Genomic DNA, 22,708 nt, shown 5'->3' with positions numbered 1-22,708 from the left:
TTAGTAAATAATAAGTAATAGCAAAGGAGGGAGTTATGCTCAGACTGTTTGTGGCAGTTATGCCTGGGCTGCTCCCTCTTGCGCTACTCACAATGGGATTAAGCACATCGCTTACTGTTGGCGAGGGGCGAGATAAGCCTCTGAGTGCACGTTGGAGATTGTATGGGCTGTCTGCAGGCACAGTCGCAGCTCTTATTTTTGCTATACTCCGCGCATCTGTGGTAATTAATCAGCGAAACTTTATTAATATGCCGGCGTTGTGCATTGCAGTTCCGCTTGATATTGCTGCAATTATTGTGGTTATTTTTTCACACAAAATAATAAAAAATTGGCGTAATTGCCCGCTTTTAATGCACGTAAGTAACGCGATTGGTGCATGTTGCTTAGCGTTTACTGTGTTTTATGCTTTACCAGATGTTATTTTGCAGCTTACTATTTTCGTAGATTCAAGCACTCCGCCTTTTACATCAGACATGTTACTTCGCGCGCTTGGTTTTGTGCTTGGTGTTATTGCTGCTATCTGCTTAAGTCTTATGGTGCGTTCTTTGCGCACTGCATCTAACGCGATTTGCTTCAAAATTGCTGTAGTTTTAAGCATGATTATTCTGCTAGTGCAACACATAACTTCACTTTTGCAGATTATGCAAGGAAGCATTCTGCTTTATATGGATGACTTTTCTTTCAGCGTGCTTGTTTGGCTAATTAATAATGCTCCGTTAATGATTATGGCGCAAATTAGCGTGTTCATGATTCCTGCTGCTGCGTCCGTAATAATCGGCTTTAAAACGGCTGTAGTTGGTGAAAATGCAGCAGAAATTCGCACGAAGCGAGCGTTTAAAAGGAAATCTCGGAAGTCTGCGCTCGCAGCTCTTTTGGCTGCTATCACAGTAATACTTACGCTTACTGTAGGCGTATCTATTATGAATATTAAACCAACTCTTACTCCTCCAGAACCGTATGAATTGCACGATGGTGTTGCAACTATTAATTACGTTCAAGTTTCAGATGGTCATTTGCATCGTTTCCAATACAAAGCAAAAGACGGCACTGTTATGCGTTTTATAATCATTAAAAAGAATGGTGGAGCGTATGGCGTTGGATTGGATGCTTGCGAAAACTGCGGCGATGCAGGCTACTATGAAAAAGACGGTAAGATTATTTGCCGTAAGTGCGATGTGGCAATTAATTTGGCAACTATCGGTTTTAAAGGTGGTTGCAATCCGATTCCGTTCCCGTATAAGGCTGGGCATGGCAAAATCACAATTCATACTGCTGATTTAGACGTGCTCAGTTCGCATTTTAAGTAAGGGAGAGTTGCTATGTTTATGATGCGCATGGTTGCTCGATCTCTTGTGCGGCAATTGAAAAAGCGTGTGTTGATTGCGCTCGTAGTGTGCTTAAGTGCGTGCGTTAGCGTGTCAATGCTTAGCGTTGTGTATGACGTTGGAGACAAAATTAACGCAGAGCTGAGTTCATATGGTTCAAATATTGTGGTTCAGCCAAAATCTAGCGCTGTTGTAAATGATTTGTATGCTTCTCGAGAGCAGATTGATACTAATGGTTCTGAGAGTTTAAAGGCTGCGGAAAGCCACGAGTCTACTGCTTCGCTAAAAGAATCTGATGCTGCAAAAATAAAAATGATTTTCTGGGCGTTTAATATCACTAATTTTGCGCCGAAAATAACTGTTCATGCAAATCTTGAAGCGAAATCTTCTGGCGATTTGGTAGTGCCTATTGTTGGAACTTGGTTTAATCGCAAGCTTGCGCTGGCTTCTGGTGAAACAACGGTTGTTGGTGTTAGAGGTTTGCGCTCTTGGTGGAAGATTAATGCAGGTCGTTGGGCAAAAGATAATAAATCTGAAGCAATGGTAGGTGTGCAGCTAGCTGATCGTTTGCACTTAAAACTTGGCCAGCGTTTGCGTTTGATTCGTGACGGACGCGAGGTTTCGTTGCGCTTGGTTGGCGTATACGATTCTGGCGACGACGACAATAACGCAATTTACGCAAGTTCTAGTGACGCTCAAAACCTTGCAAATAAGCCGAATAAGGTTGATTCGATTGAAGTAAAGGCGCTTACTACTCCTGAAAATGATTTAGCGCGAAAGGCTGCTAAAAATCCGGCAGCACTCAGCCAGGAAGAGTGGGAAACTTGGTATTGCACTGCTTACCCGAGTTCGATTACTTACCAAATTGAGGAGGTAATTCCTGGAGCTGTTGCAAAGCAGGTTCGTCAAGTTGCGGCGTTGCAGGGTAACGTATTAAATAAGACGCGTGCTGTTATGGTTTTGATGACTGCGTTGAGTTTAATTGCTGCGGCTGTTGCTGTGGCGAATCTTATGGCTGCTTCAATTTCTGAGCGTTCTGGCGAGCTTGCATTGCTTAAGGCTTTGGGTGCGCGTGATGGTGCTGTTGCTCGTCTTATGCTTATGGAAACTGCGGTTATTGCGTTTGGTGGAGCGTTACTTGGCATGGCTTTAGGATTTGCTGTTGCGCAGATTATTGGTTTCACAGTGTTTGGCTCTTCGATTTTGTTCCGACCAATGGTATTTGTTCTGGTGTTCGTGCTGCTTGCGTTGACTGTGCTTGCGGCTGCAGGCTCGTCGATTCGTTCGATTTTGAGTGTGCGTCCTGCGGAGGTGCTTCATGGCAGGTAAATCTTATATGACTTCCAACAATTCTATGTTTATTACCATGCTATTTAGCGCGGTATTTCGTAGAAAATCGCGTGCTTTGATGGCTGTTATTGCAACGCTTGTTGGTGCTGCTACGCTGTTTTGTTTAGCTGCAATCTGCCTGGTTGTGCCTCAGCAAATGAGCGATGAAATGCGTGCTTATGGAGCGAATATTATCGTAACTCCAATTGAGGGCGAGTGGAAAAACGGTATTGATCGCGCGATGGTTTTGCACACAAACGATATGGTTCTTGCAAAAGGTGCTATGCGATCTGCTACATATCGTTACGAAAACGTGCGTATTAACGCAGCTCCGTATGTTTTAGCAGGAATAGACGTTCGTTCAGTAAAGTCGCTTAATAAGCATTGGAATGTAGACGGCTCTTGGCCTAGCAGTGGAAATGTTATGGTTGGGCGGGATGTAGCTCTTGCGATGGGTTTAAAAATAGGCTCTCGTATTGCGATTGCGTATAGATCTTCGGATAATACTGCCGGCTCGCATAAGCCAGCAGAGAAGTCTGCAAATAAGTCTGCAAGTGAATCTGCAAATAAGTCTACAAATCAGTCTGTAGAGAAGCCAGCAGAGAATCAAGCGCAAAATTCTGCTGCAAATTCTTCAGATCAGTCTGCGCAAAATTCATCTCAACAAAAGCTCGTTGAAGGCAGAGTCTCAACGGATATTATGGATACTCACGGCACAACTTTCCGCGTTTGTGGCATTTTGGATACAGGCGGTGCAGAGGATTCTATGCTATATGCGCTAAACGCAGATGTAAATTCTCTTACGGGAGTTAAGCGTGGAGCAGATGTAATTGCTTACTCGTCTTCTTCACCTAGCGTTGATGCGGTTGTGAGAAGTATTAACGACATGACTTCTATGCGCGTGCGCGCTCAGCAAGTTACTAAAGTTACTGCTGCTGACACTGGTATTATCACTATGCTTCGCAGCCTGTTCTGCATTGTATCGCTAGTTGTTCTAGTATTGATGATGGTTGGCGTGAGCACTACGATTTCTTCGATTGTGCAGCAGCGTCGAAATGAAATTGGTTTGCGCAAAGCTTTGGGTGCGAGCGCACGGAGTATTGGCGTGGAGTTTACTGCTGAAGCTGGATTATATGGCTTCGTTGGCGGTATTGCTGGTACGGCAGTAGGGTATGTGTTTGCGCGTTTACTTGCGGCAATGGTGTTCTCGAGAGATTTGGGCGTGAATTGGTGGCTAGTCGTGTTCTCTATTGTATTTAGCGTTGCTGCGTCTTGCGTTGCTGCGTTGCCGCCTGTTTTGCGTGCTTCAAAAATTGACCCTGCGATTGTACTTCGGGAAGAATAGTTTTAAGCGTAAATTTAGAGATTGTTTAAGATTTGAGTTAAGGATTTAATATGACAGAGAATATAGAAAATAAGTTAGATAGCGCGGAGTCTAAGTCAAAAATGCTGTTGACTTTGGATCATATTTCCAAGATTTACGGCTCTCTTCGTGCGGTTGACGATTTGTCGCTTACTGTGCCAGAAGGTGAGTGGCTTTCTATTGTTGGCTCCAGTGGCTCTGGCAAAACAACACTCATGAACATTATTGGCTGCATGGATTCGCCGTCCAAGGGTTCCGTGTCTTTGCAAGGCCGCAAACTTGAGGATTTGAACGCAGGTCAGCTTGCAGACGTTCGTAAAAACGTAATCGGCTTAGTTTTTCAAAAGTTTTATCTTGTGCCGCATTTAACGGCAGTTGAAAACGTGATGGTTGCGCAATACTATCATTCGGTTGTTGACGAAGCTCAAGCAATGGATGCTTTGGATCGCGTGGGTTTAAAGGATCGCGCTCACCATTTGCCAAGCCAGCTTTCTGGTGGCGAGCAGCAGCGTGTTTGCGTTGCTCGTGCGCTTATTAACTGCCCTAAGTTGCTTCTTGCGGATGAGCCGACTGGCAATTTGGATGAAAAAAATGAGCAGATTGTGCTCGACTTGTTTAAGCAGCTACACAAGCAAGGCACGACGATTATTGTTGTAACTCACGATTCTTTGGTAGCTCAATGCGCGGATCGCGAAATTATGCTTAATCACGGTGTGCTTGTTGGTGAGCGCTGGAATAATGAGGATGCGCGTAAAGTATACGAGGCGATTGGCGGCAAGCCTGCGTTTACGAGTGCTCACGTTGATGAAAGCGTTGCGGAAGCTTTGCAAGACCATGAGCCTACTAAGTCGCCTAAATTAGCGAATTTAGATGATTAGTTGCGCAAGGTTTTAAAATATACAAGATTTAAAGGCGATGATTTTATGGTTTCAGATAATATGTTTCACGATGTTTCACGCGACGATTTGAAATCCAAAAAAGTTACGAAAACCGTTGCTGCGCTTGCGATTGTAGCTGCATCGTCCGCTATGTTTTCTGCTTGCGGCGAGCCGAGCGCTGTGCCGATGAACGATGAGTTTGCTGGCAATTCTGGTCAAAGCGCGGATGATGGTGGTAATCCTTCTGGAAAGTACGATGCTGGTGCTCAGCAATCTAAATCTTCTGCGCAAAGTGAGGATTCTCAGAACCAGCAGAATCAGCCTAAAACAGACACTGGCAATTACAAAGATGGCGACTATAAAGTCAAAGCTACGTATGGTCCGGTTGCAGAAGACAGTTTTGATGTGCGCTTAAGTGTTGCAAATGGAAATGTTAGCGATGTGCAAATGACGCTTCATCCGTTTACGCCGATTTCAAGAGGCCATATGGATGCATTCTCAAAGGCTATTCCAGGAAAAATCGTTGGAAAACCGTTGAAAGATTTGCATATTTCGGTTGTTGCTGGAGCAAGTTGGACTAGCGATGCCTTCAACAAAGCACTTGACGTTGCTCGCCAAGAGGCTTCAATTCAATCCGCAAAATAATCTACAACCACCTTAATCTTTGACTTCAAGAATAGTGCCTTCGTCGCGAATCATTGTTGCTGCCATGGCTCCGGTTGCTGCCATAAATGGAATAATAGCATCACTGTATTCGTCCATGAACTGTGCAAAATCATGATTCCAAGAAATAATTGCAACATACAAAAGAAGGAACTCAACTGCTGTAAATAATGCCCACTTAAGAATCTAAATAAGCGTTTTTTTAATAACTTTTATAGAGTCCTTGCTCATGAGTTGCCTTCTTTCCAATTTGCTGTTTTGTTCGTGAGCATTGTAGTTAATTCATGTACATTGCTTCTCGTTCGTATGTATTTTGTATTTCTAGTATAAATATTGCAATTCTTTGCAGCAATATGATGTACTCAAAACTTAATACTCAACGTAATGGTAGATTGCCAATAAGTCTTAAATCTTTACAAATCGCTTTCATCAATAGGGTGACCTTGTGGACGCTTTATTACTCGCCACAAAATCACCAATGTTAAGACGCCATTTGCAATTCCGTAGTAATAAATCCAAGGAACGTGAATAAGCCCACAAATAAAGCATGAAATAATATTTGTTAAATTATTTAGATAATTACTAAGTATTTGCTTATTTTGTGATTCGACTTTTTTGCGTTTTTGCTCAAGAGTTGTTATGTAATCTTTGTTGTTTTCTATATTCTCAACATCACTACTTATGCTGTTAGCGCCTGCGCCGTTAAGATTAGATATATTATTTCCTATATACGCATTTTTTGCTTTAATAACGCTTTTGCGCAAGAAAAAATATGCATAAGAATACAATGCAACAGAAAGAAGTCCTAAAACAAGCCACAAAACGAAAAAGCCAAAGCTACGCATAAAAGCAGCTGTTGAGGCAAGTGCCATCGCAGCTACTTCTGCGGAGTGCAATACTACTAATCGTTTTGTCATATAATCCTGCTGCAATCAATATTGAAAATGAATTTTCAACGCAACTAAAAGCTGCATATTGTTACTTATTATAATCACATTTGACTTACATGCATTACTTGTAATCATTTATTACTACACGATTTGCCCTACTTTGCGCATGCTTATAAAGTAGAATATAAGAAAAGTAGCATAAGATTGCAAGAAAGCCATTATGCAAAAAACGTATGCAATAGTAGATAACGACCCACTAGTTTTAGCGGTTATGCGAAACGTGCTCAGCAAGCTTTTGCCAAGCGAGTACGTGTGCAAATGGTGCGTAAAATCAGGCGTGCAAGCTTTGAAATATTGCCAAGTAACAAAAACGACTCCGGATTATATTTTGATTGATATGTCAATGAAAGACATGTCTGGAGTAGAGGTAATACGCGCAATTCGCGAGAAAAACAATAACATTATTTTAATTGGTATGACTTCGTATGACTGTAGATCCTACGCTTCGTCAGTAGCGCAAGTTGGTGGGCAGGCAATGGTTGCTAAAGACAATTTCAAAGGACTAGCAGAAGCTTTGCAATATTGCGATAATCAGAAGGTGTATGGCTGCCGATGTGTTAGAGATGTTGCTTACGATTTTGCTACTCCGCAAGAATCTTTTATTAGGCTTTCTAAATCAAGGTCGCGTAGCGTTTTGCCGCCTCAAGAACTAAAAATCATGGATCTGCTCTCTAAAGGTTGCACAACAAATCAGATTGCGGCTCAACTTGGTCTTATGCCAAACACTATTAACACGCATATTCATAGGATTTACAAAAAATTGCATGTTTCTAACCGAGTGCAAGCAATATCCGCGTTTGCTGCAATGCAAAATCGTGAGCAAACTAGCAATCTGCAATATTTTAATAATTCGCTTCAGAATCATCCGAATCCTTCTCAAGAAACGGATAACGCATGTTAATGAAAACATTTTCGCGCGTTATTGAGTTGGTTAAAAGCTGGAAAATTCAGCGAACTTTATTCATAATATTGGCGATTCTTGTAGTGTCAATGGATGTGCAATCGTGCAATACAGCTGGGCTGTGGCATAACCCGCAGCAATCTGCGTGTCAATACGTTTGGATGTTTGCAATATTTCTTTTGATTGCTTTTCCGCGTCAAGTATCACTCGTAACTCCGATTTTGTATTGCGTAACGTTAGCAGTACCAGGTGTAAATGCAACTTGCGTGCTTTTTGCGCTGATTGCTAGCATGTTTGTTGCAGGCTTTTATGATTCGTGGAAGTATTTGCTTTGTGCGTACATAGTTTCGCTGAATATTATCTACTTTGCAAAAATTGCGTACATTTCGCTTACTTTTCCTTGTTTTATTCTTATTTCCATGATTTGTGGTTACGTTTTGCGCAAATATTTGAACATGTTGGAAGAAAATAATCGCGCAAAAATGGATATTGTACGAAGTAAGTTCCAGTCTTATATTGCGTCGGTTGCGTTGCAATTGCATGACGATGTGAACAATGAGATTACGGATATTACACTACTTGCAACGGATGCTTTATATGCTAAGAACAATGAACATACAAAAGAATCGTTAGAGCAGATTATTGAACATTCGCGTAATGCACTTTCCAAAGCGAGACTTGTTATCAGCCTGCTTGAGCAAACTGAACAAAAGTATGATGATTCTTTAGATTCAAATATTGCTAGTACGCAGTTTGTTTATAGTTCTAATAGCAATGATTGCATGAATTTGGCTGATTTCTTATGCAATATTCGTGCGCGTTTACAGGCTGAACGGCAAATTTGTGAGCAGCTTGGGTACTATGGTTCTCTAACAGTGGTTGATAAAAGTTCGGGGAGTGGTGATTTTGCTGCATCTGCAACTGTTAGTACTGAAAAAGCTCAATGTGCTATTCGCATGTGCAGTGAGTTGCTTACTAATATTCGTAAGCATTGCAGTACTAGCGTTGACTTTTCTATGAACGTTACTGTTGATGAGCGAGAATGCAAAATAATGTGTATGAATTCGTTGTCGAATAAGTTTGGTGGAAGACTTGTTTTTGGCAAAGGACTACTATTCCACAAAAAATCCGTGGAACGTTTAGGTGGATCTTTAAACGCGCAAAAAGATGATGATGCATGGTTGGTCAATGTTGTTATTCCGCTAAACTAGTATCAATCAGACTCTCGCTTTATCGTGGTTAATTTACGCTACCTGTCCTCTTCAAGACCAGCAGTGAATTTTTCTGCTAAGATGTGAAAGCCTTCTAAATATTCTTCATAACCATCGGCAATAATCGCATCGTCATGAACTACAAACTTATTATTTTCTAACACTACATACTTGGTAAAGAATTGCTCAAGCTCTGCAGCCAATTTATCAAAATCTTCTTCAGAAAGATTATCGTCATCGTTACTAATATTTGCTGCAGCAGATGGATTCCAATTTTTTACTCCAAAATCTTGACTCATGACATTCCTTCTTCTTAATGTAATCTATGAATATTGCATATTAGCATCTTAGACAGTAACCGAAAAGTTACTGATAAATAAAAACAACCAAATAGGATTAAAATCTACCGTAATATAACTTAGAAAATATGAAATAGAAGATTAGCGAAGTGCTGTGTGCATTTCGCTAATCTTCATGAAATAAATTGTTCAATAACGATTATCAGGTATAAAGGCACGTGCAAAAGCAACAATAAGTGTAAAAACAAATGTTTCAATCCACCTATTTGGAGATGAAATGTAAGCAATTGTATTGCCACTAAATATTGCAAAAATTCCAAGCAAGCCAATAAATGTTAACGGCATATAAGTAGCTTCTCGTTTGATAAGTCGCTTAAAATAAGCCAAGATTTGCTTTTTCATAATGATTTACCTACCACTGGTTGCGACACATTGTCACTGTTGTAACTATTGCAGCTACTGTCTTTGCTAAGCACTTCACCGCATAACTCCTTTATTTAAAACGCTATTTTGCTGCGCAAATAAATTGTGCAATGGCTCTCAGTGTAATAAAAAATACTGTCATGTAATCAGCTGTAACTATTTTTAGCGACACAGTAAAATTGGCAATACTTGTAATTGTTATTTTTGGCTCAGTAGAAATTTTATGCTGCAAAAATCAACCCAAACACATACGTTATAGTGGCAGAAATTGCAAAATTAGCAAAAACTGTCACGATAACTGATATGATTGTTTACTTATATTGCAAAACTGTATCCTACAGGATAAAATACTTTTATGGAGATACTTAAAACAGATGAGTATCGCAATTGGATGAAAAACTTCGCGATACTCAATCTAAAGCTCGAATTAACGCGAGACTGAGATTATGCGAAATTGCAGGTAAGCCAGTAGGTGATTTACATCCAGTTTGCAATGGTATTAGTGAACTGCGTTTCACTTTTGGACCAGGGTATCGTGTGTATTTTGCACAAAAAGGCTTAAAACTAATGCTATTACTTGCTGGTGGAGATAAAAGTAGTCAAAGTAAAGATATTAAGCAAGCGAAGATACTTCTCGCACAATTAATTGAGGAGAAAAAATGGTAAATATAAGTAAATGGGATGCGAGTGAGTATCTTGAGGACGATGATGATGTTATTGCGTATCTCAATGCTGCAGCAGAACTTAACGATCCTCGTTTGTTGCAAGCTGCTATAGGCGATATTGCAAAAGCTCGAGGCATGAAAGAGATTGCTCAAAAAGCTGAGGTTGGAAGGGAAAGCCTTTACAAAAGCCTAAGACGAGATGGCAATCCTAGCTTTCAAACTATTGCGAAAGTTGTTCAAGCGTTAGGTGGACGCATTGCAATAGAACCAGCAAATGCGTGACATACCAAGTTATCGTGGCAGTTTTTGCTAATTTTGCAATTTTTGCCACGATAACTCGTATAGCATAGCGACTGTGCAATTAAAGTTATGCGATACAGTCGCGTAATCAGTTAAAAAATATTGCCTGTTCATCAACGATATTGATGAACAGGCAATATTTTCAAGACAACAAAATTTGGAAACTAATCTAAGTTATATTGCTAAATCGTTTACTATTTTGCTACGTCAAGAACTACTAAACGTTGTCCGCCATAAGTTCTGGCATCGAGACAAGTTTGAATAAAGTAAGCAGATTTAGGGAATTGCTCAACGTACTCTTTGAATACTTTTAGCAACTTATCCGAGCTTCCGCCACCCTCAAAGTCTTTATAATCCGCCACTTTGTAATCTTTGCCGTTTAATTTAACTGGCATGCCTTTTTGGAGTTTCTTTAATAAGATGCCTGAACTGTTCAAACGGTCTACAACCATATAATGGCCAGTGTTAACCTGGAACCAGTCGTCTTGAAGAGTCCAGTGATAGAAAGCATCTTTAACGTAAGCCAACTGATCAGGATAAGCGTCCCAAATAACGCGTTTAGTTTCACCTAGGGCTTCCAAAGTCCCTTCTTGTCCCTTTACAAAAGCTTCGGCGATTTTCTTTTTTGAGGCTTTTTTGATTGGTTTTGAATGTTTTTTGGTAGAATGACGGCTTATTTTTGTTGGTACTGGTTTGTTTGCTTCGGAGTTACCGCAGGCTGCTAGCCCCACTAGCGAGCTGAAGAGCACTACAACACAAAGTAATTTTTTATAAGTCATTTTCCCCATAAATGGATTTCTTTCTTCTTGTAGATGCGTCTAACGGATGTTAGTCATCTTTATAAACTTGAACTCCAACTTTAGTGCCTGCTCAGTTCAGTTCAAAAATCTTGGTTTGAACGTGAGTAGGAAGTGATAATCGCTGCCGATTTTTGCATAAACGAATCAACAAGACCAGTTCCTTTTCACATAGTGTACCATAAAGGCTGAGTGACCTGTGTTGCTTTCTGACTTTTTAGCTTTTTATATAGACTCTATTTAGCTGCAATAATTAACCTAACTAAATTAAAATTGGTTAACTAATTAAATTAATTAGTTAACCAATCAGTTAGTTATTCAGTTATTCAGCAAATCAGTTAGTAAATCAACTATTTGATTAGAAATCCCAATCATCGTCGTCGGTTTCAACTGACTTGCCCATAATGTAGCTGGAACCAGAGCCGGAGAAGAAGTCGTGATTTTCGTCGGCTGCAGGAGAAAGAGCAGCGAGAATTTCTGGGCTTACGTGAGTTTCTTCTTCGCTGTACTTGGCAGGGTAACCAAGATTCATCAAAGCCTTGTTAGCGTTGTAGCGCACGAAGTCAAAAACGTCATCATGGAAGTCAAATCCTTCATAAATCTGACCAGAATACTCAACTTCCAGATCATACAAAGTGTCGAGCAAGTTCATAGTGAACTTTTCAAGATTCTTCTTATCGTTCTCGCTTCTAAGCTCCAAACCGCGCTGGAACTTGTAGCCAGAATAGTAGCCGTGAATCGCTTTATCGCGCAAAATCAAACGAATCATATCTGCAGTGTTCATCATCTTACCGCGAGAAGCAAAATAAAGCGGAAGGTAGAATCCCGCGTAAAGAAGCAACGAAGAAAGCATAGTTGCAGCAATCTTGCGCTTAAGCGGATCTTCGCTCTCATACTCGCAAAGCACTGTGGTAACACGCTGCTGCAAAACGTCGTTGCCAACAGCCCAACGATAAGCTTCGTCAATCTCTTCGCTAGAGCAAAGAGTAGAGAAAATAGAGGAGTAGGAGCGAGCGTGAATCGACTGCATAAAAGCAATATTCGTGTAAATAGCCTGCTCGTGCTCCGTGCGAGCGTGCTCAATTTGGCAAAGCTCGCCAATAGTTGCCTGGCTGGTATCGAGTAAAGTCAAGCCTGTAAAAACGCGAGTAGTGGTCTTGCGCTCAAGATCGGTGAGGGAACGCCAAGAAGGAATATCGTTGCTCAGCGGAACCTTTTCTGGAAGCCAGAAGTTAGCAATAAGGCGATTCCAAACGTCCAAATCCTTGTCGTCAACAATATTATTCCAATTAACTGGGCGTACGCGCGATCCGTGATGGTAGCGGTACTGAGATGGTGTGATAGAAGCTGCCATCATAGCGTCATCTGCGATTACGCGATTTGTGCCGAAAGGCTTATCGAGGCTACTTCTAAGCTCGGTTGGGCTGAGTTCTGTCATTATTACTCCTGATTCTGTGTTTACGTTTTATAAAATTTTTAAGTTTTTGATTTGGCGTGCGAAAAATTCACAGCGTTACGACTTACAGCGTGCAGCTTACGCAACCTTCGATTTCCGTACCTTCCAAAGCCTTCTGGCGAATACGAATGTAGTAAAGAGTCTTAATGCCCTTACGCCATGCGTAAATCTGAGCCTTGTTCAAATCGCGAGTAGTCGTAGTGTCTGGGAAGAACAAAGTAAGCGACAATCCTTGATCCACATGCTGAGTTGCTTCGGCATAAGTGTCAATAATTGCCTTCCAGCCAATCTCATAGGCGTCCTTAAAGTACTGCATATTGTCGTTCGTCATGTATGCAGCAGGGTAGTAGACGCGTCCAACCTTGCCTTCTTTGCGAATCTCAATGCGAGAAGCAATCGGGTGGATTGAACTTGTGGAATGGTTGATGTACGAGATTGAGCCAGTTGGAGGAACAGCTTGCAAATACTCGTTATAAATGCCGTCGCGCAAAATCTCGTCGCGCAACTGCTCCCAATCGCTGACGGTTGGAATCGCAACGTTAAAACGGGCAAACAAATCGCGAACTTTTTGAGTTTTAGGCTCAAGCGAGCGGCTGCCATCTGTGTACTTATCGAAGTAGTTGCCTTTTCCTGCAGGCTTAGCGTAAGCGCTCGTCTTAAAGTTTGCAAAAGCGTGGCCGCGCTCTACAGCCAAAGCGTGAGAAGCCTTATAAGCGTGGTAAGCAACCGTCATAAAGTACATGTCTGTAAAGTCAAGAGCTTCCTCGCTTCCGTACTGCATGTGTTCACGCGCAAGGAAACCGTGCAAATTCATTTGACCCAAGCCAATAGCGTGACCTTCCGCGTTACCGCGACGAATCGAAGGCACAGAATCAATAGAAGTATGCTCCGAAACAGAAGTGAGCGCACGCACAGCCAAATCAACGCTTGTGCCCAAGTCGCCATCCATTGTCTTAGCAATATTAAGAGAGCCAAGATTGCAAGAAATATCGCGACCGACGTGGCTATAAGACAAGTCGGCGTTATAAGTGCTTGCTTCCTGAGTTTGCAAAATCTCTGAGCACAAGTTGCTCATAGTAATGCGACCCTCAATAGGATTCGTGCGATTCACAGTATCCTCAAACAAAATGTAAGGATAGCCAGACTCGAACTGAATTTCTGCAATCGTCATAAAGAATTCGCGAGCGTCGATGTACTTCTTGTGAATGCGAGGATTTGCAACCATCTCATCGTAATGCTCGGTAACAGAAATATCTGCAAAAGGCTTGCCATATTCGCGCTCAACATCGTAAGGACTAAACAAAGCCATCTTTTCCTTACGCTTAGCAAGCTCGAAAGTAATATCTGGAATCACAACACCCAAAGAAAGCGACTTAATGCGAATCTTCTCGTCTGCGTTCTCGCGCTTAGTATCGAGGAAACGCATAATATCTGGGTGATGCGCGCTAATATACACTGCACCTGCACCCTGTCGAGCGCCAAGCTGATTAGCGTAAGAGAATGAATCTTCCAAAAGCTTCATAACAGGCACAACGCCACTCGACTGATTCTCGATTCGCTTAATAGGAGCGCCAAGTTCGCGCAAATTCGTAAGAAGCAGAGCCACGCCGCCGCCACGCTTAGAAAGCTGCAAAGCAGAATTAATTCCGCGCGCAATAGACTCCATGTTATCTTCCAAACGCACGAGGAAGCAGCTCACAGCTTCGCCGCGCTGAGCTTTACCAAGATTCAAGAACGTTGGGGTGGCTGGCTGGAAGCGGCCTGCAAGCATTTCGTCTAAGTAGTTGGTCGCTGCTTTTTCGTCACCATCTGCAAGTTCCAATGCAACAGCAGCTGCGCGCTGAGCGAAGTTTTCCAAATACTGCTTGCCGTCGAAAGTCTTCAAAGCGTAAGAAGTGTAGAACTTAAAAGCACCCAAGAATGTGCCAAAAGTGTGGTGGGCAGCTTCCGCATGCTCGTAGAACTTATCGAGAAACTCGTCGCTGTACTTTCCGAACACATTGCTGTTGTAGTAGTAGTTGTCAACCAAATAGTTCAAGCGCTCGCGAGTTGAAGCAAACTTCATGCTGTGTTCTTGCACGTAACCCGAAACGTAAAGCTTTTCTGCTTCCTGATCTTTATCAAACTGAATGCCTTTTTCTGGGTCAAAAAGACCGAGCATAGCGTTAAGAACGTGGTAGTCGCGACTGTTGCGAATGCGCTCTGCTGTTGTGCTGGCAGTTGTGCTTGCAGAATCAGTGTGATCAAGATTAAGCGAAGTAGATTCGCTCATCGGATCCGTGCTATTCATGGGGTTTGTTCCTTTCTTCATGCGTTATTTTTGCTTTTTTAAACGCTTTTTGTTTTGTTTCTTTTACTTGTTTCGTTTGTTTCGTTTGTTTTGTTTATTTTGTTTCTTCTGTTTCTTTGAGTTGTTTTAAAAATCTCGGTATGCCCTGCGCTACTTTTTCTATATCTTCTGCAGTTCCCGTAAGTTCAAACGAGTACATATTTGGGATTCCGCACTTTCCTGCAATTTGATCACCTGCAGCGCAATATGCTTCTCCAAAATTCGTATTTCCGGAAGAAATTACTCCGCGAATAAACGAACGATTTTCGCGATTATTTAAGAATTTGCGAACTTGCATCGGTATTGCTTTCGCAATATTTCCACCGCCGTAAGTTGGAACAATCAAAACGTACGGTTCGCGCACGTTTAATTCCGGCTCTTTAGGACGAAGCGGTATGCGATATACGTTCACGTTATTGCTTGGAAAATCGCAATTTTGCACAAATCTTAACGTGTTTTCCGAAACTGAGGAAAAGTAGACTACAGCTCCGATTGATTCGCCTTGTGCGCTAGATTCTGGTTCGCTTTGTTGTGTTATATTTTCTTGCTCACACATTTCTTATGCTTCTTTTGCTGTCTCTGCGGAAGTTCCGAGTTTATCCGCAATTTGCGCAATTAAATCTGGACGGTACCCACTCCAGGATGCGTCGGGAGCAATGACTACTGGAGCTTGACGGTATCCTGCATTTTTTAGCTGTTCGAGTGATTCGGGGCTTTTTGACAAGTCTACAGTTTCGAAGTTCACGCCAAGTTTTGTGAACTGTCGCTTAGTTGCATCACACTGTGGGCAATGAGGTTTAGTAAACACTGTGATAGTCATTTCAATCTCCTCTGGTGATGGGGAATTTTACAATTCCGTGTTGTATCGACAAAAGCCAAGTAGTTAGCTTACTCTGAATAAGCACTATTTATAGTGGTGTGTCGACTGTGTAAACACTATATATAGTTATTATTAAAATAGCTAAAAATAGCGTGTTTGTAAGCGTGTCGTGTTTTATGAAGTAAATATGAGCTTAGTTTTAACGATTAAAAATGTAATTTATTTCACAAAATTTATATTTAAAACTACTTAACTTGCATATTGTTAAGCCTTGTGCATATCCGCCTATAAAATTATTAAGTGCGTTTCTTGAAGGGGCGTAACGCAAAATAAAAAATTGTGTATTTTGTAGATAATGCAGATTGCTTGGGTGCGCAAAGCATGCGTGCAAATAACAAAACAAGTACAAGATAAGAGGTGTCATTATGACTCAAGCTCAGGCAAATATTGGTGTTGTTGGTTTGGCTGCCATGGGTTCGAATTTAGCGCGTAATCTTGCGCATCATGGAAATACAGTAGCTGTTTACAATCGTCATTATTCGCGCACTGAAACTTTAATGAATGAGCATGGCAGTGAAGGTGCTTTTGTGCCTTCAAAAACTGTTGAAGAATTTGTGGCTTCTCTAAAGCGTCCGCGCACCGCAATCATTATGGTAAAAGCTGGTGCTCCTACGGATGCTGTTATTGAAGAACTTGCAAATGCTATGGAGCCTGGAGATATTATCGTCGACGGCGGAAACTCTTATTTTGAAGATACGATTCGCAGAGAGCGTGACATTCGCGCGCGTGGTCTTCATTACGTTGGTTGCGGTGTTTCTGGTGGCGAAGAAGGTGCTTTGCGTGGTCCTTCGATGATGCCTGGTGGCACTGAGGAATCTTGGAAGACTCTTGGTCCTATTTTGAAGTCTATTGCTGCTGTTGCTGAAGGTGAGCCTTGCGTAACGCATATTGGTACCGATGGTGCTGGTCATTTTGTGAAGATGGTTCACAATGGCATCGAGTACTCGGATATGCAGCTTATTGCCGAAAGCTACGATTTAATGCTTCGCGGTTTGGGCATGAAGTCCGACGAAATCGCGGATGTGTTTAGCGAGTGGAATAAGGGCGAGCTTGATTCTTATTTGATTGAGATTACTGCGGATGTGCTTCGCCAGAAGGATGCTAAGACTGGTAAGCCTTTGGTTGAGATGATGGTGGATCATGCTGGCATGAAGGGCACTGGTACTTGGACTGTACAATCTGCGCTTTCGCTTGGCATACCAGTTACGGGTATCGCTGAAGCCGTGTTTGCTCGCGGACTTTCCAGTCAGGTTGCTTTGCGAGAAGCTGCCGAAAGTCAAGGTTTGACTGGTCCGGATGTGCATTTTGATTTGAACGATGCTGAGCGTAAGGCGTTTATTGAGGATATTCGCCAAGCTTTGTACGCTTCTAAGATTGTTTCTTATGCTCAGGGCTTCGATGAGATTGCGGCTGCTGCAATTGAGCATGATTGGAAGATTGACCAGGCTGCAGTTGCTCGTATTTGGCGAGGCGGCTGCATTATTCGCGCTCAGTTCTTGAACCGCGTTTCCGAGGCTTTTGAGTCCGGTGAAGCAAGCGTTTCTTTGCTTTTTGCACCGTACTTTAAGGCTGCAATTGAAAAGTCTCAAGCTGCTTGGCGTAGGGTTATTGCGCGTGCGGTGGAGCATGGTGTGCCTGTGCCAGCATTCTCTAGCTTGCTTGCATACTACGATGGTTTGCGTTCTAAGCGTTTGCCGGCTTCGCTTATTCAGGCTCAGCGTGATTTCTTCGGTGCTCATACTTACGGTCGTATTGACGAGCCAGGCGTATTCCACACTTTGTGGGCAGATCCTAATCGCCCAGAAGTAAAGCAAGATTAGTGCATGTAAAAGTGTATATATAAAATTTAAAATGTCAATTATGTAAAAAGCGTCACATGCGTTGTTATTCTGCATGCGACGCTTTCTTTTTACAATACAGAAGCCATGTAGTACGGTAGGTAAAGCAGTTTGCCTTCGCGCTTAATTTCTCCGTGGTGAAGCACGATTCCTTCGCTGCTGGTTTTACTAAAAGCTTCCATAAAGTTTGTAATTGACTTTACATTTTTACTGCTGCCAGATTTTACTTCTATCGGAATAATCTTGTTATTTTTTCTTAAGAGAAAATCTATTTCCATTACTGTCTTTTTGGTATTGGTATTTGTTTTTTTGTAAAAATACGCGTTGTGTCCATTTGCTTTTAGGCACTGTGAGACAATATTTTCTATTATCATTCCTTCATTAATGTGTAATTTGTCTAGCAGAATTGCCTTATAAAGTTCGTTTTCTAGGTAAGGCTTATCTTTGTATGCTAACGAAGTTAAGAGTCCTGTATCCATCATGTAGCATTTGAAAGAAGGATTGATAGTAGATAGATTCAAAGCTACACTCGGATCTTCAACGCTGTTTGCAATGTTTACTATCATCGCTTCTTCAAGCCAGCGTATTGGATCCCTATACTCTTTAATGCGCGCGTTGGAATCTACGTGAGATAGCATGTAACGTTTGTCATGTTTGGAAAGCTCTGCTGGAATTCTATCGAAAAAATTAGTTACGTAACTAGGGTTTTCTTCTTCCTGGTCTTGCATATCTTGCTTATAAAGATTGATTATTTGTTGTTTAGCAAAGTCAACCTTCGCAAAATCTTTTGTATCAACATATGCTTGAACAGCTTGTGGCATTCCTCCAACCAACATGTACTCTCTAAAAGACTTCATTATGCTCTGGTGCATACTGCCCATAGGTTTAAGTGATTCAAAGTGATCTTTAATAGTAGGGAAAATCATGTTGTTATTGTTCGCTAATAAATACTCTTCATAGTCAAGTGGAAGTACTTCTAGCGTGTACTCTTCTGAGGGTATGAGAATATCCTTGCTTTTCTTTGTAATAGAAGCAAGTGAGCCTGTTTCAATGTAATCATAGCGAGCGTCTTCAAGCAGAGTTTTTATTGCTTGCCGAGCTTGCGGAAATAGTTGTATTTCGTCAAGTATTATAAGAGATTCTCGCTTATAAAGTCTGGTATTATAAGCTAACTGTATTGTGTTAAATAGAGTATCTAAATCTCTTAGACTGTTTATAAAAAGTTGCTTAATGTCTTCTTCGGTTTGATCGAAACGAATAAGAATATAAGACTTATACTCTTCTTTGCCAAGTTTTTCAGCTAATGTTGTTTTGCCAACTCGTCTTGCTCCTTTAAGAAAAAGCGCATAATTTGGCGCATATTCATGCTTCCATTTCAGCATTTCTTTGTATATTTTTCTATCAAACATGCGATTTTTGTGCTCTTTCTTTTATTACAAATTTGCGCTTGATTTGTTCAAGTGTTGCCGAGTGCGGTTTTCCTTGTAATTTCAACGGTTTTATAAAGATTTTCCCAAATGCGACATATTTTGTCAAGCAGATTTTCCCAAATGCGCCATGTTTTTAGGGGTCGATTTTCCCAAATGCGCCATGTTTTGAACACGCTATTTTCGCATTTGCGCCAATTTGTGTAGCGCATTTAATCTTTGACTTGCTGAATATTATGCATATTGCTAGAAAACTATGCAGTTATTCAATAGCAGCTTGCAAAGTTTCTGCGGTGGTTAGCCAAGAGATTTCGTCTGTTCCGTTTGCAAAAGACGCAGGATATTCAGGATTATTAGCTCCCGAAAGTGAATTCATTAAAGCAGCGCCCTTTTCTGCTCCGGCAGTCAAAAACCAAGTGCAGTGACTGTGAGCTAATACAGGAACAGTAAGAGTTAAGCGCATAGGCGGCAACTTAGGGGAGTGATTTACTCCAACAACAATGCGATCGCGATTATTAACCTGCGGTAATCCTGGGAAAAGTGAAGCCATATGCGCATCCGGCCCCATACCGAGAATTGCTAAATCAAACACTGGCTCTTTGCCAAGTATGCTCACAATTTCTTCCTCATAGTCGCGCGCTGCAGCATCTAAAATAGCGTCATTTTCAGCGTCGCTGGCTGCTGCAATTTCCTCCGCATTACGCTCATCTGCAGGCATTTCGTGAATATGAGATTCTGCCAAAGCTTTGTTAGAAGTAAGTAAGTTAAGAAACATTTCGCGAGCCTTGCGTGCATTGCGATCCTCGCTATCATAAGCTACGAAACGCTCATCTGCCCACCAAATATGCACTAAATTCCAATTAATTGCTGGTAAAAGTGGATTGCTAGCAAGCATTTGGAACATGCGTATTGAATCTGTGCCACCAGTAAGAAGTAAATGGAATGGTTTATTGAGATTTTGCACATCATTCTGTGATTCCATAATAAGAGTCACCAAGCGTTGGGCTGCAACAGCTGCAAGCACATCGCGATTATCGTATCCGTAAATACTTGCGTTATGCGCAAAAGTAACTTCATTATTTGTCATAGTTGTTCCTTTTATGCCATTGAAAATGTTTCACGAATTGTTTCACGTAATGATTCACGCATTTTCTGCAGGATTATCTCGCACCAACTGCGCGTAAATTTCGTCAGGATCAATGCGTCGCAATTCTTCGCTTAAGCAATCATCCAGAGTGCGAATAGGAAGCGCAATAGGTTGTGCAGCCTGTCCAGGCAGACTAATCAAAGCTTGATCTCCGCCAGCAGGGCGAGTGAGTGACAATGTGCCATCCTCGCGTTCTAAAGTTACGGAAGTAATAGCTTGAGCTTCAGGATTTTCAACTATTTCTACAGGAACATGCAAGCTACTCTTAAGCCAAGCTGCCAGTAAGTGCAAAGATACGTAATGAGTAGGACCCACAATCTTCGCGCTAAGAATAGGCAAATGTGGAGGTTGATCGAGCATAGAAGCAAGTAACGCGCGCCAAGGAGTTAAACGCGTCCAAGACAAATCTGCATCTTGCGGAGACCAGTTTTTGCGCAAGTTTTGCACAGTTTTAAGAGTATCGTCTGCTCGCTGTGCGTCAGTAATTCTGCTACTTGCCATAGCTCCAAGCAAATCGTGAGCAGGATCTTCAGGAGCGTTTGTTGGCCACCATGCAACAATCGGCGCATCTGGCACGAGTAGTGGAATAACAAGCGTATCCGGATGACGAACTAAACCGTTGTGCGGATACAAAATAATAATTTCACCAGCTCCAGCATCTGCGCCAAAACGCACTTGAGCATCAAGATTTGGCACAACTTCACCGCGCTCAGCAGCGTGTTCGCTAGACCAATCTCGAACCATTGCAATAACTCGGCAAGGATGCTCGCGACTAGCTGCGTTTGCTGCATCAAGTGCATGCTCTAATTCTTTAAGAGTTGTATCAATAAGCAAAGTGAGCACTCGACCAGTAGCGGATTCGCCGCGCTCTTCGTGCAATTCGTCGATTTTTGCTGCAATTTTGCTTGTATTGGTATCAGGAAGGTTGATAATCATGGCAATCTCCAATGGCGATTATCTCGAGCAAGCATAGCATCAGCTTCTGCTGGACCCCACGTTCCAGCGCGATACGGTTGCGGTTGTGTGCCAAGCGAACTCCAGAATTCCTCAATAGGGTCAAGAATTTTCCAACTTAAATCTACTTCTTGCGTAGTTGGGAATAGCGGTGGTTCGCCAAGAAGTACGTCAAGAATTAATCGCTCGTAAGCTTCAGGGGAACTTTCAGTAAAAGAGCGTCCGTAACTAAAGTCCATAGAAACGTCTCGAACTTCCATAGCTGTGCCGCCAGGAACTTTTGCGCCGAAACGCATAGTAACGCCCTCATCCGGCTGAACTCGAATCACAATAGCGTTACTGCCAAGTTCGCGCACAGCAGTAGACTCAAACGGCAAATGCGGAGCGCGCTTAAAAATAACAGCAATTTCCGTAACGCGCTTGCCTAAACGTTTTCCGGTTCGCAAGTAGAACGGAACTCCAGCCCAACGGCGAGTATCAACGTCAAGTCGCACTGCAGCGTACGTTTCAGTAGTGCTTTGAGGATCAATGCCTTGTTCTTCCAAGTATCCAACAGCTTTGTAAGAGCCCTGCCATCCTGCTGCATACTGTCCTCGAGCAGTGTTGGCAGCCAAGTCTTGAGGTAGTCGGATTGCAGATAATACTTTTGTTTTTTCAGCAGTCAAATCGCTAGCGCGGAAGCTTACAGGCTCTTCCATAGCAGTAAGAGCCATAAGTTGAAGCAAATGGTTCTGAATCACGTCACGAGCAGCACCGATTCCGTCGTAGTATCCGGCTCTTCCGCCAATGCCAATATCTTCAGCCATCGTAATTTGCACGTGATCGACGTAATTTGCGTTCCAGATCGGCTCATACATTGCGTTAGCAAAGCGGAAAGCCAGCAAGTTTTGCACAGTTTCCTTGCCTAAATAATGGTCAATTCGGAATACAGAATTAGGATCAAAAACTTCAGAAACGACGCGATCCAATTCTCGTGCGCTCGCTAAATCGTGGCCAAAAGGTTTTTCAATAATTACGCGTCGCCAAGCATGCTCAGAAGAGTGCGAAAGACCTGATGCTGCAAGCTGTTGGGCAACAACTGGGAAGCTGGAAGGCGGAATAGACATGTAAAAAGCGTGATTTCCGCGAGTACCTCTGTCTCGATCAAGTTCGTTCACTGTTTTGCTTAAACGCTCAAATGCGGACGCATCATCAAAGGTGCCGCGTACGAAACGTATGCCTTTAGCGAGATTAATCCAAGTTGACTCACGAAATGGCGTTCTGCAATGCTGCTCAATATTTTCGCGCACAAAGTTTACGAAATGTTCATCCGTCCAATCGCGTCTCGCAAAACCAGTTAAACCAAATCCTGGAGGCAAAAGTCCGCGATTAGCTAAATCATATACTGCTGGCATAAGTTTTTTGCGTGCTAAATCGCCAGTAATGCCAAAAATTACTAGGCTGCACGGACCCGCAATGCGAGCTAAACGCAAATCACGCGGATCGCGCAAAGGATTCGTCCAAGTAGATACGCTTTCCCTAGCGTCTTGCGAATCACGTAGTGTCCTCAACTCAGTCATAGATACTATCGTAA

23 protein-coding genes are annotated in these 22,708 nt (G+C 42.2%); 10 read left to right on the top strand and 13 right to left on the bottom strand.

Features of this window, described 5'->3' with window-relative positions; translation table 11 throughout:
* The first annotated feature begins 35 nt into the window (after positions 1 to 35).
* The 5 genes from P0108_RS01605 to P0108_RS01585 are packed head-to-tail and all read left to right on the top strand — an operon-like array spanning position 36 to position 5,540.
* A complete protein-coding gene (locus tag P0108_RS01605) occupies positions 36 to 1,307 on the top strand; it encodes a DUF2318 domain-containing protein (RefSeq protein ID WP_119504610.1) in 1,272 nt (423 codons plus the stop codon).
* A gap of 12 nt (positions 1,308 to 1,319) precedes the next feature.
* Complete coding sequence (locus P0108_RS01600) at positions 1,320 to 2,654, top strand: ABC transporter permease (RefSeq protein WP_119504609.1); 1,335 nt, start codon at positions 1,320 to 1,322, stop codon at positions 2,652 to 2,654.
* Positions 2,644 to 3,999 (top strand): FtsX-like permease family protein, encoded by a 1,356-nt coding sequence (locus P0108_RS01595; protein ID WP_174182688.1) that lies wholly within the window; start codon positions 2,644 to 2,646, stop codon positions 3,997 to 3,999. The genes P0108_RS01600 and P0108_RS01595 overlap by 11 nt, the downstream gene beginning before the upstream one ends.
* Before the next feature lie 50 nt (positions 4,000 to 4,049).
* Positions 4,050 to 4,895, top strand: coding sequence for an ABC transporter ATP-binding protein (locus P0108_RS01590; RefSeq protein WP_082915431.1), 846 nt, complete (start codon positions 4,050 to 4,052; stop codon positions 4,893 to 4,895).
* Between the two features lie 45 nt (positions 4,896 to 4,940).
* Positions 4,941 to 5,540 (top strand): FMN-binding protein, encoded by a 600-nt coding sequence (locus tag P0108_RS01585; protein ID WP_064621414.1) that lies wholly within the window; start codon positions 4,941 to 4,943, stop codon positions 5,538 to 5,540.
* Positions 5,541 to 5,552: 12 nt separating this feature from the next.
* Here the strand turns inward: P0108_RS01585 and P0108_RS01580 are convergent, their stop codons facing one another.
* Together P0108_RS01580 and P0108_RS01575 are read right to left on the bottom strand one after the other, a co-directional pair.
* On the bottom strand, positions 5,553 to 5,744 hold the full coding sequence (locus P0108_RS01580) for a hypothetical protein (RefSeq protein ID WP_473730744.1): 192 nt from the start codon (positions 5,742 to 5,744) through the stop codon (positions 5,553 to 5,555).
* Positions 5,745 to 5,971: 227 nt separating this feature from the next.
* Complete coding sequence (locus tag P0108_RS01575; protein ID WP_012913773.1) at positions 5,972 to 6,475, bottom strand: hypothetical protein; 504 nt, start codon at positions 6,473 to 6,475, stop codon at positions 5,972 to 5,974.
* Positions 6,476 to 6,668: 193 nt separating this feature from the next.
* Here P0108_RS01575 and P0108_RS01570 point away from each other — a divergent pair, with 193 nt between their 5' ends.
* Together P0108_RS01570 and P0108_RS01565 are read left to right on the top strand one after the other, a co-directional pair.
* A complete protein-coding gene (locus tag P0108_RS01570) occupies positions 6,669 to 7,409 on the top strand; it encodes a response regulator transcription factor (protein WP_012913774.1) in 741 nt (246 codons plus the stop codon).
* Entirely contained in the window at positions 7,403 to 8,620 is a 1,218-nt protein-coding gene (locus P0108_RS01565; protein ID WP_064621676.1) for a histidine kinase dimerization/phosphoacceptor domain-containing protein, read from the top strand. Before P0108_RS01570 ends, P0108_RS01565 begins: the two co-directional genes overlap by 7 nt.
* Before the next feature lie 38 nt (positions 8,621 to 8,658).
* On the opposite strand, the gene P0108_RS01560 is transcribed toward P0108_RS01565, so the two are convergent.
* Together P0108_RS01560 and P0108_RS01555 are read right to left on the bottom strand one after the other, a co-directional pair.
* Entirely contained in the window at positions 8,659 to 8,919 is a 261-nt protein-coding gene (locus P0108_RS01560; protein ID WP_012913776.1) for a hypothetical protein, read from the bottom strand.
* A gap of 189 nt (positions 8,920 to 9,108) precedes the next feature.
* Entirely contained in the window at positions 9,109 to 9,321 is a 213-nt protein-coding gene (locus P0108_RS01555) for a hypothetical protein (RefSeq protein WP_004109881.1), read from the bottom strand.
* A gap of 408 nt (positions 9,322 to 9,729) precedes the next feature.
* On the opposite strand from P0108_RS01555, the gene P0108_RS01550 reads away from it, so the two are divergent.
* Together P0108_RS01550 and P0108_RS01545 are read left to right on the top strand one after the other, a co-directional pair.
* Positions 9,730 to 10,008, top strand: a complete 279-nt coding sequence (locus P0108_RS01550) for a type II toxin-antitoxin system RelE/ParE family toxin (protein ID WP_004109878.1) — start codon at positions 9,730 to 9,732, stop codon at positions 10,006 to 10,008.
* A complete protein-coding gene (locus P0108_RS01545) occupies positions 10,002 to 10,289 on the top strand; it encodes an addiction module antidote protein (RefSeq protein WP_004109873.1) in 288 nt (95 codons plus the stop codon). Before P0108_RS01550 ends, P0108_RS01545 begins: the two co-directional genes overlap by 7 nt.
* 212 nt (positions 10,290 to 10,501) lie before the next feature.
* Here P0108_RS01545 and P0108_RS01540 read toward each other — a convergent pair whose 3' ends face one another.
* From P0108_RS01540 to nrdH, 5 genes are all read right to left on the bottom strand, one after another.
* On the bottom strand, positions 10,502 to 11,095 hold the full coding sequence (locus tag P0108_RS01540; RefSeq protein WP_041160459.1) for a hypothetical protein: 594 nt from the start codon (positions 11,093 to 11,095) through the stop codon (positions 10,502 to 10,504).
* Between the two features lie 367 nt (positions 11,096 to 11,462).
* Entirely contained in the window at positions 11,463 to 12,542 is a 1,080-nt protein-coding gene (nrdF, locus tag P0108_RS01535; RefSeq protein WP_012913780.1) for a class 1b ribonucleoside-diphosphate reductase subunit beta, read from the bottom strand.
* An 82-nt stretch (positions 12,543 to 12,624) separates the two neighbouring features.
* Positions 12,625 to 14,850, bottom strand: a complete 2,226-nt coding sequence (gene nrdE, locus P0108_RS01530; RefSeq protein WP_119504606.1) for a class 1b ribonucleoside-diphosphate reductase subunit alpha — start codon at positions 14,848 to 14,850, stop codon at positions 12,625 to 12,627.
* 94 nt (positions 14,851 to 14,944) lie between these two features.
* A complete protein-coding gene (nrdI, locus tag P0108_RS01525) occupies positions 14,945 to 15,445 on the bottom strand; it encodes a class Ib ribonucleoside-diphosphate reductase assembly flavoprotein NrdI (RefSeq protein WP_004109846.1) in 501 nt (166 codons plus the stop codon).
* A 3-nt stretch (positions 15,446 to 15,448) separates the two neighbouring features.
* The gene (gene nrdH / locus P0108_RS01520; RefSeq protein ID WP_033888558.1) at positions 15,449 to 15,709 is read right to left on the bottom strand and encodes a glutaredoxin-like protein NrdH; all 261 of its coding nucleotides are present in this window, start codon (positions 15,707 to 15,709) and stop codon (positions 15,449 to 15,451) included.
* 425 nt (positions 15,710 to 16,134) lie between these two features.
* Here nrdH and gndA point away from each other — a divergent pair, with 425 nt between their 5' ends.
* The gene (gene gndA, locus P0108_RS01515; RefSeq protein WP_004109841.1) at positions 16,135 to 17,589 is read left to right on the top strand and encodes an NADP-dependent phosphogluconate dehydrogenase; all 1,455 of its coding nucleotides are present in this window, start codon (positions 16,135 to 16,137) and stop codon (positions 17,587 to 17,589) included.
* A gap of 89 nt (positions 17,590 to 17,678) precedes the next feature.
* On the opposite strand, the gene P0108_RS01510 is transcribed toward gndA, so the two are convergent.
* From P0108_RS01510 to zwf, 4 genes are all read right to left on the bottom strand, one after another.
* On the bottom strand, positions 17,679 to 19,016 hold the full coding sequence (locus tag P0108_RS01510) for an ATP-binding protein (protein WP_004109838.1): 1,338 nt from the start codon (positions 19,014 to 19,016) through the stop codon (positions 17,679 to 17,681).
* A gap of 280 nt (positions 19,017 to 19,296) precedes the next feature.
* Positions 19,297 to 20,121, bottom strand: a complete 825-nt coding sequence (gene pgl, locus P0108_RS01505) for a 6-phosphogluconolactonase (RefSeq protein WP_004109833.1) — start codon at positions 20,119 to 20,121, stop codon at positions 19,297 to 19,299.
* A gap of 54 nt (positions 20,122 to 20,175) precedes the next feature.
* Entirely contained in the window at positions 20,176 to 21,117 is a 942-nt protein-coding gene (locus tag P0108_RS01500; RefSeq protein WP_004109831.1) for a glucose-6-phosphate dehydrogenase assembly protein OpcA, read from the bottom strand.
* A complete protein-coding gene (zwf, locus tag P0108_RS01495; RefSeq protein WP_064621464.1) occupies positions 21,114 to 22,694 on the bottom strand; it encodes a glucose-6-phosphate dehydrogenase in 1,581 nt (526 codons plus the stop codon). The genes P0108_RS01500 and zwf overlap by 4 nt, the downstream gene beginning before the upstream one ends.
* Positions 22,695 to 22,708 lie beyond the last annotated feature (14 nt).

The organism is Gardnerella sp. c10Ua_244 (assembly GCF_055818055.1).
This window is presented reverse-complemented; position numbering and strand designations above follow the sequence as displayed.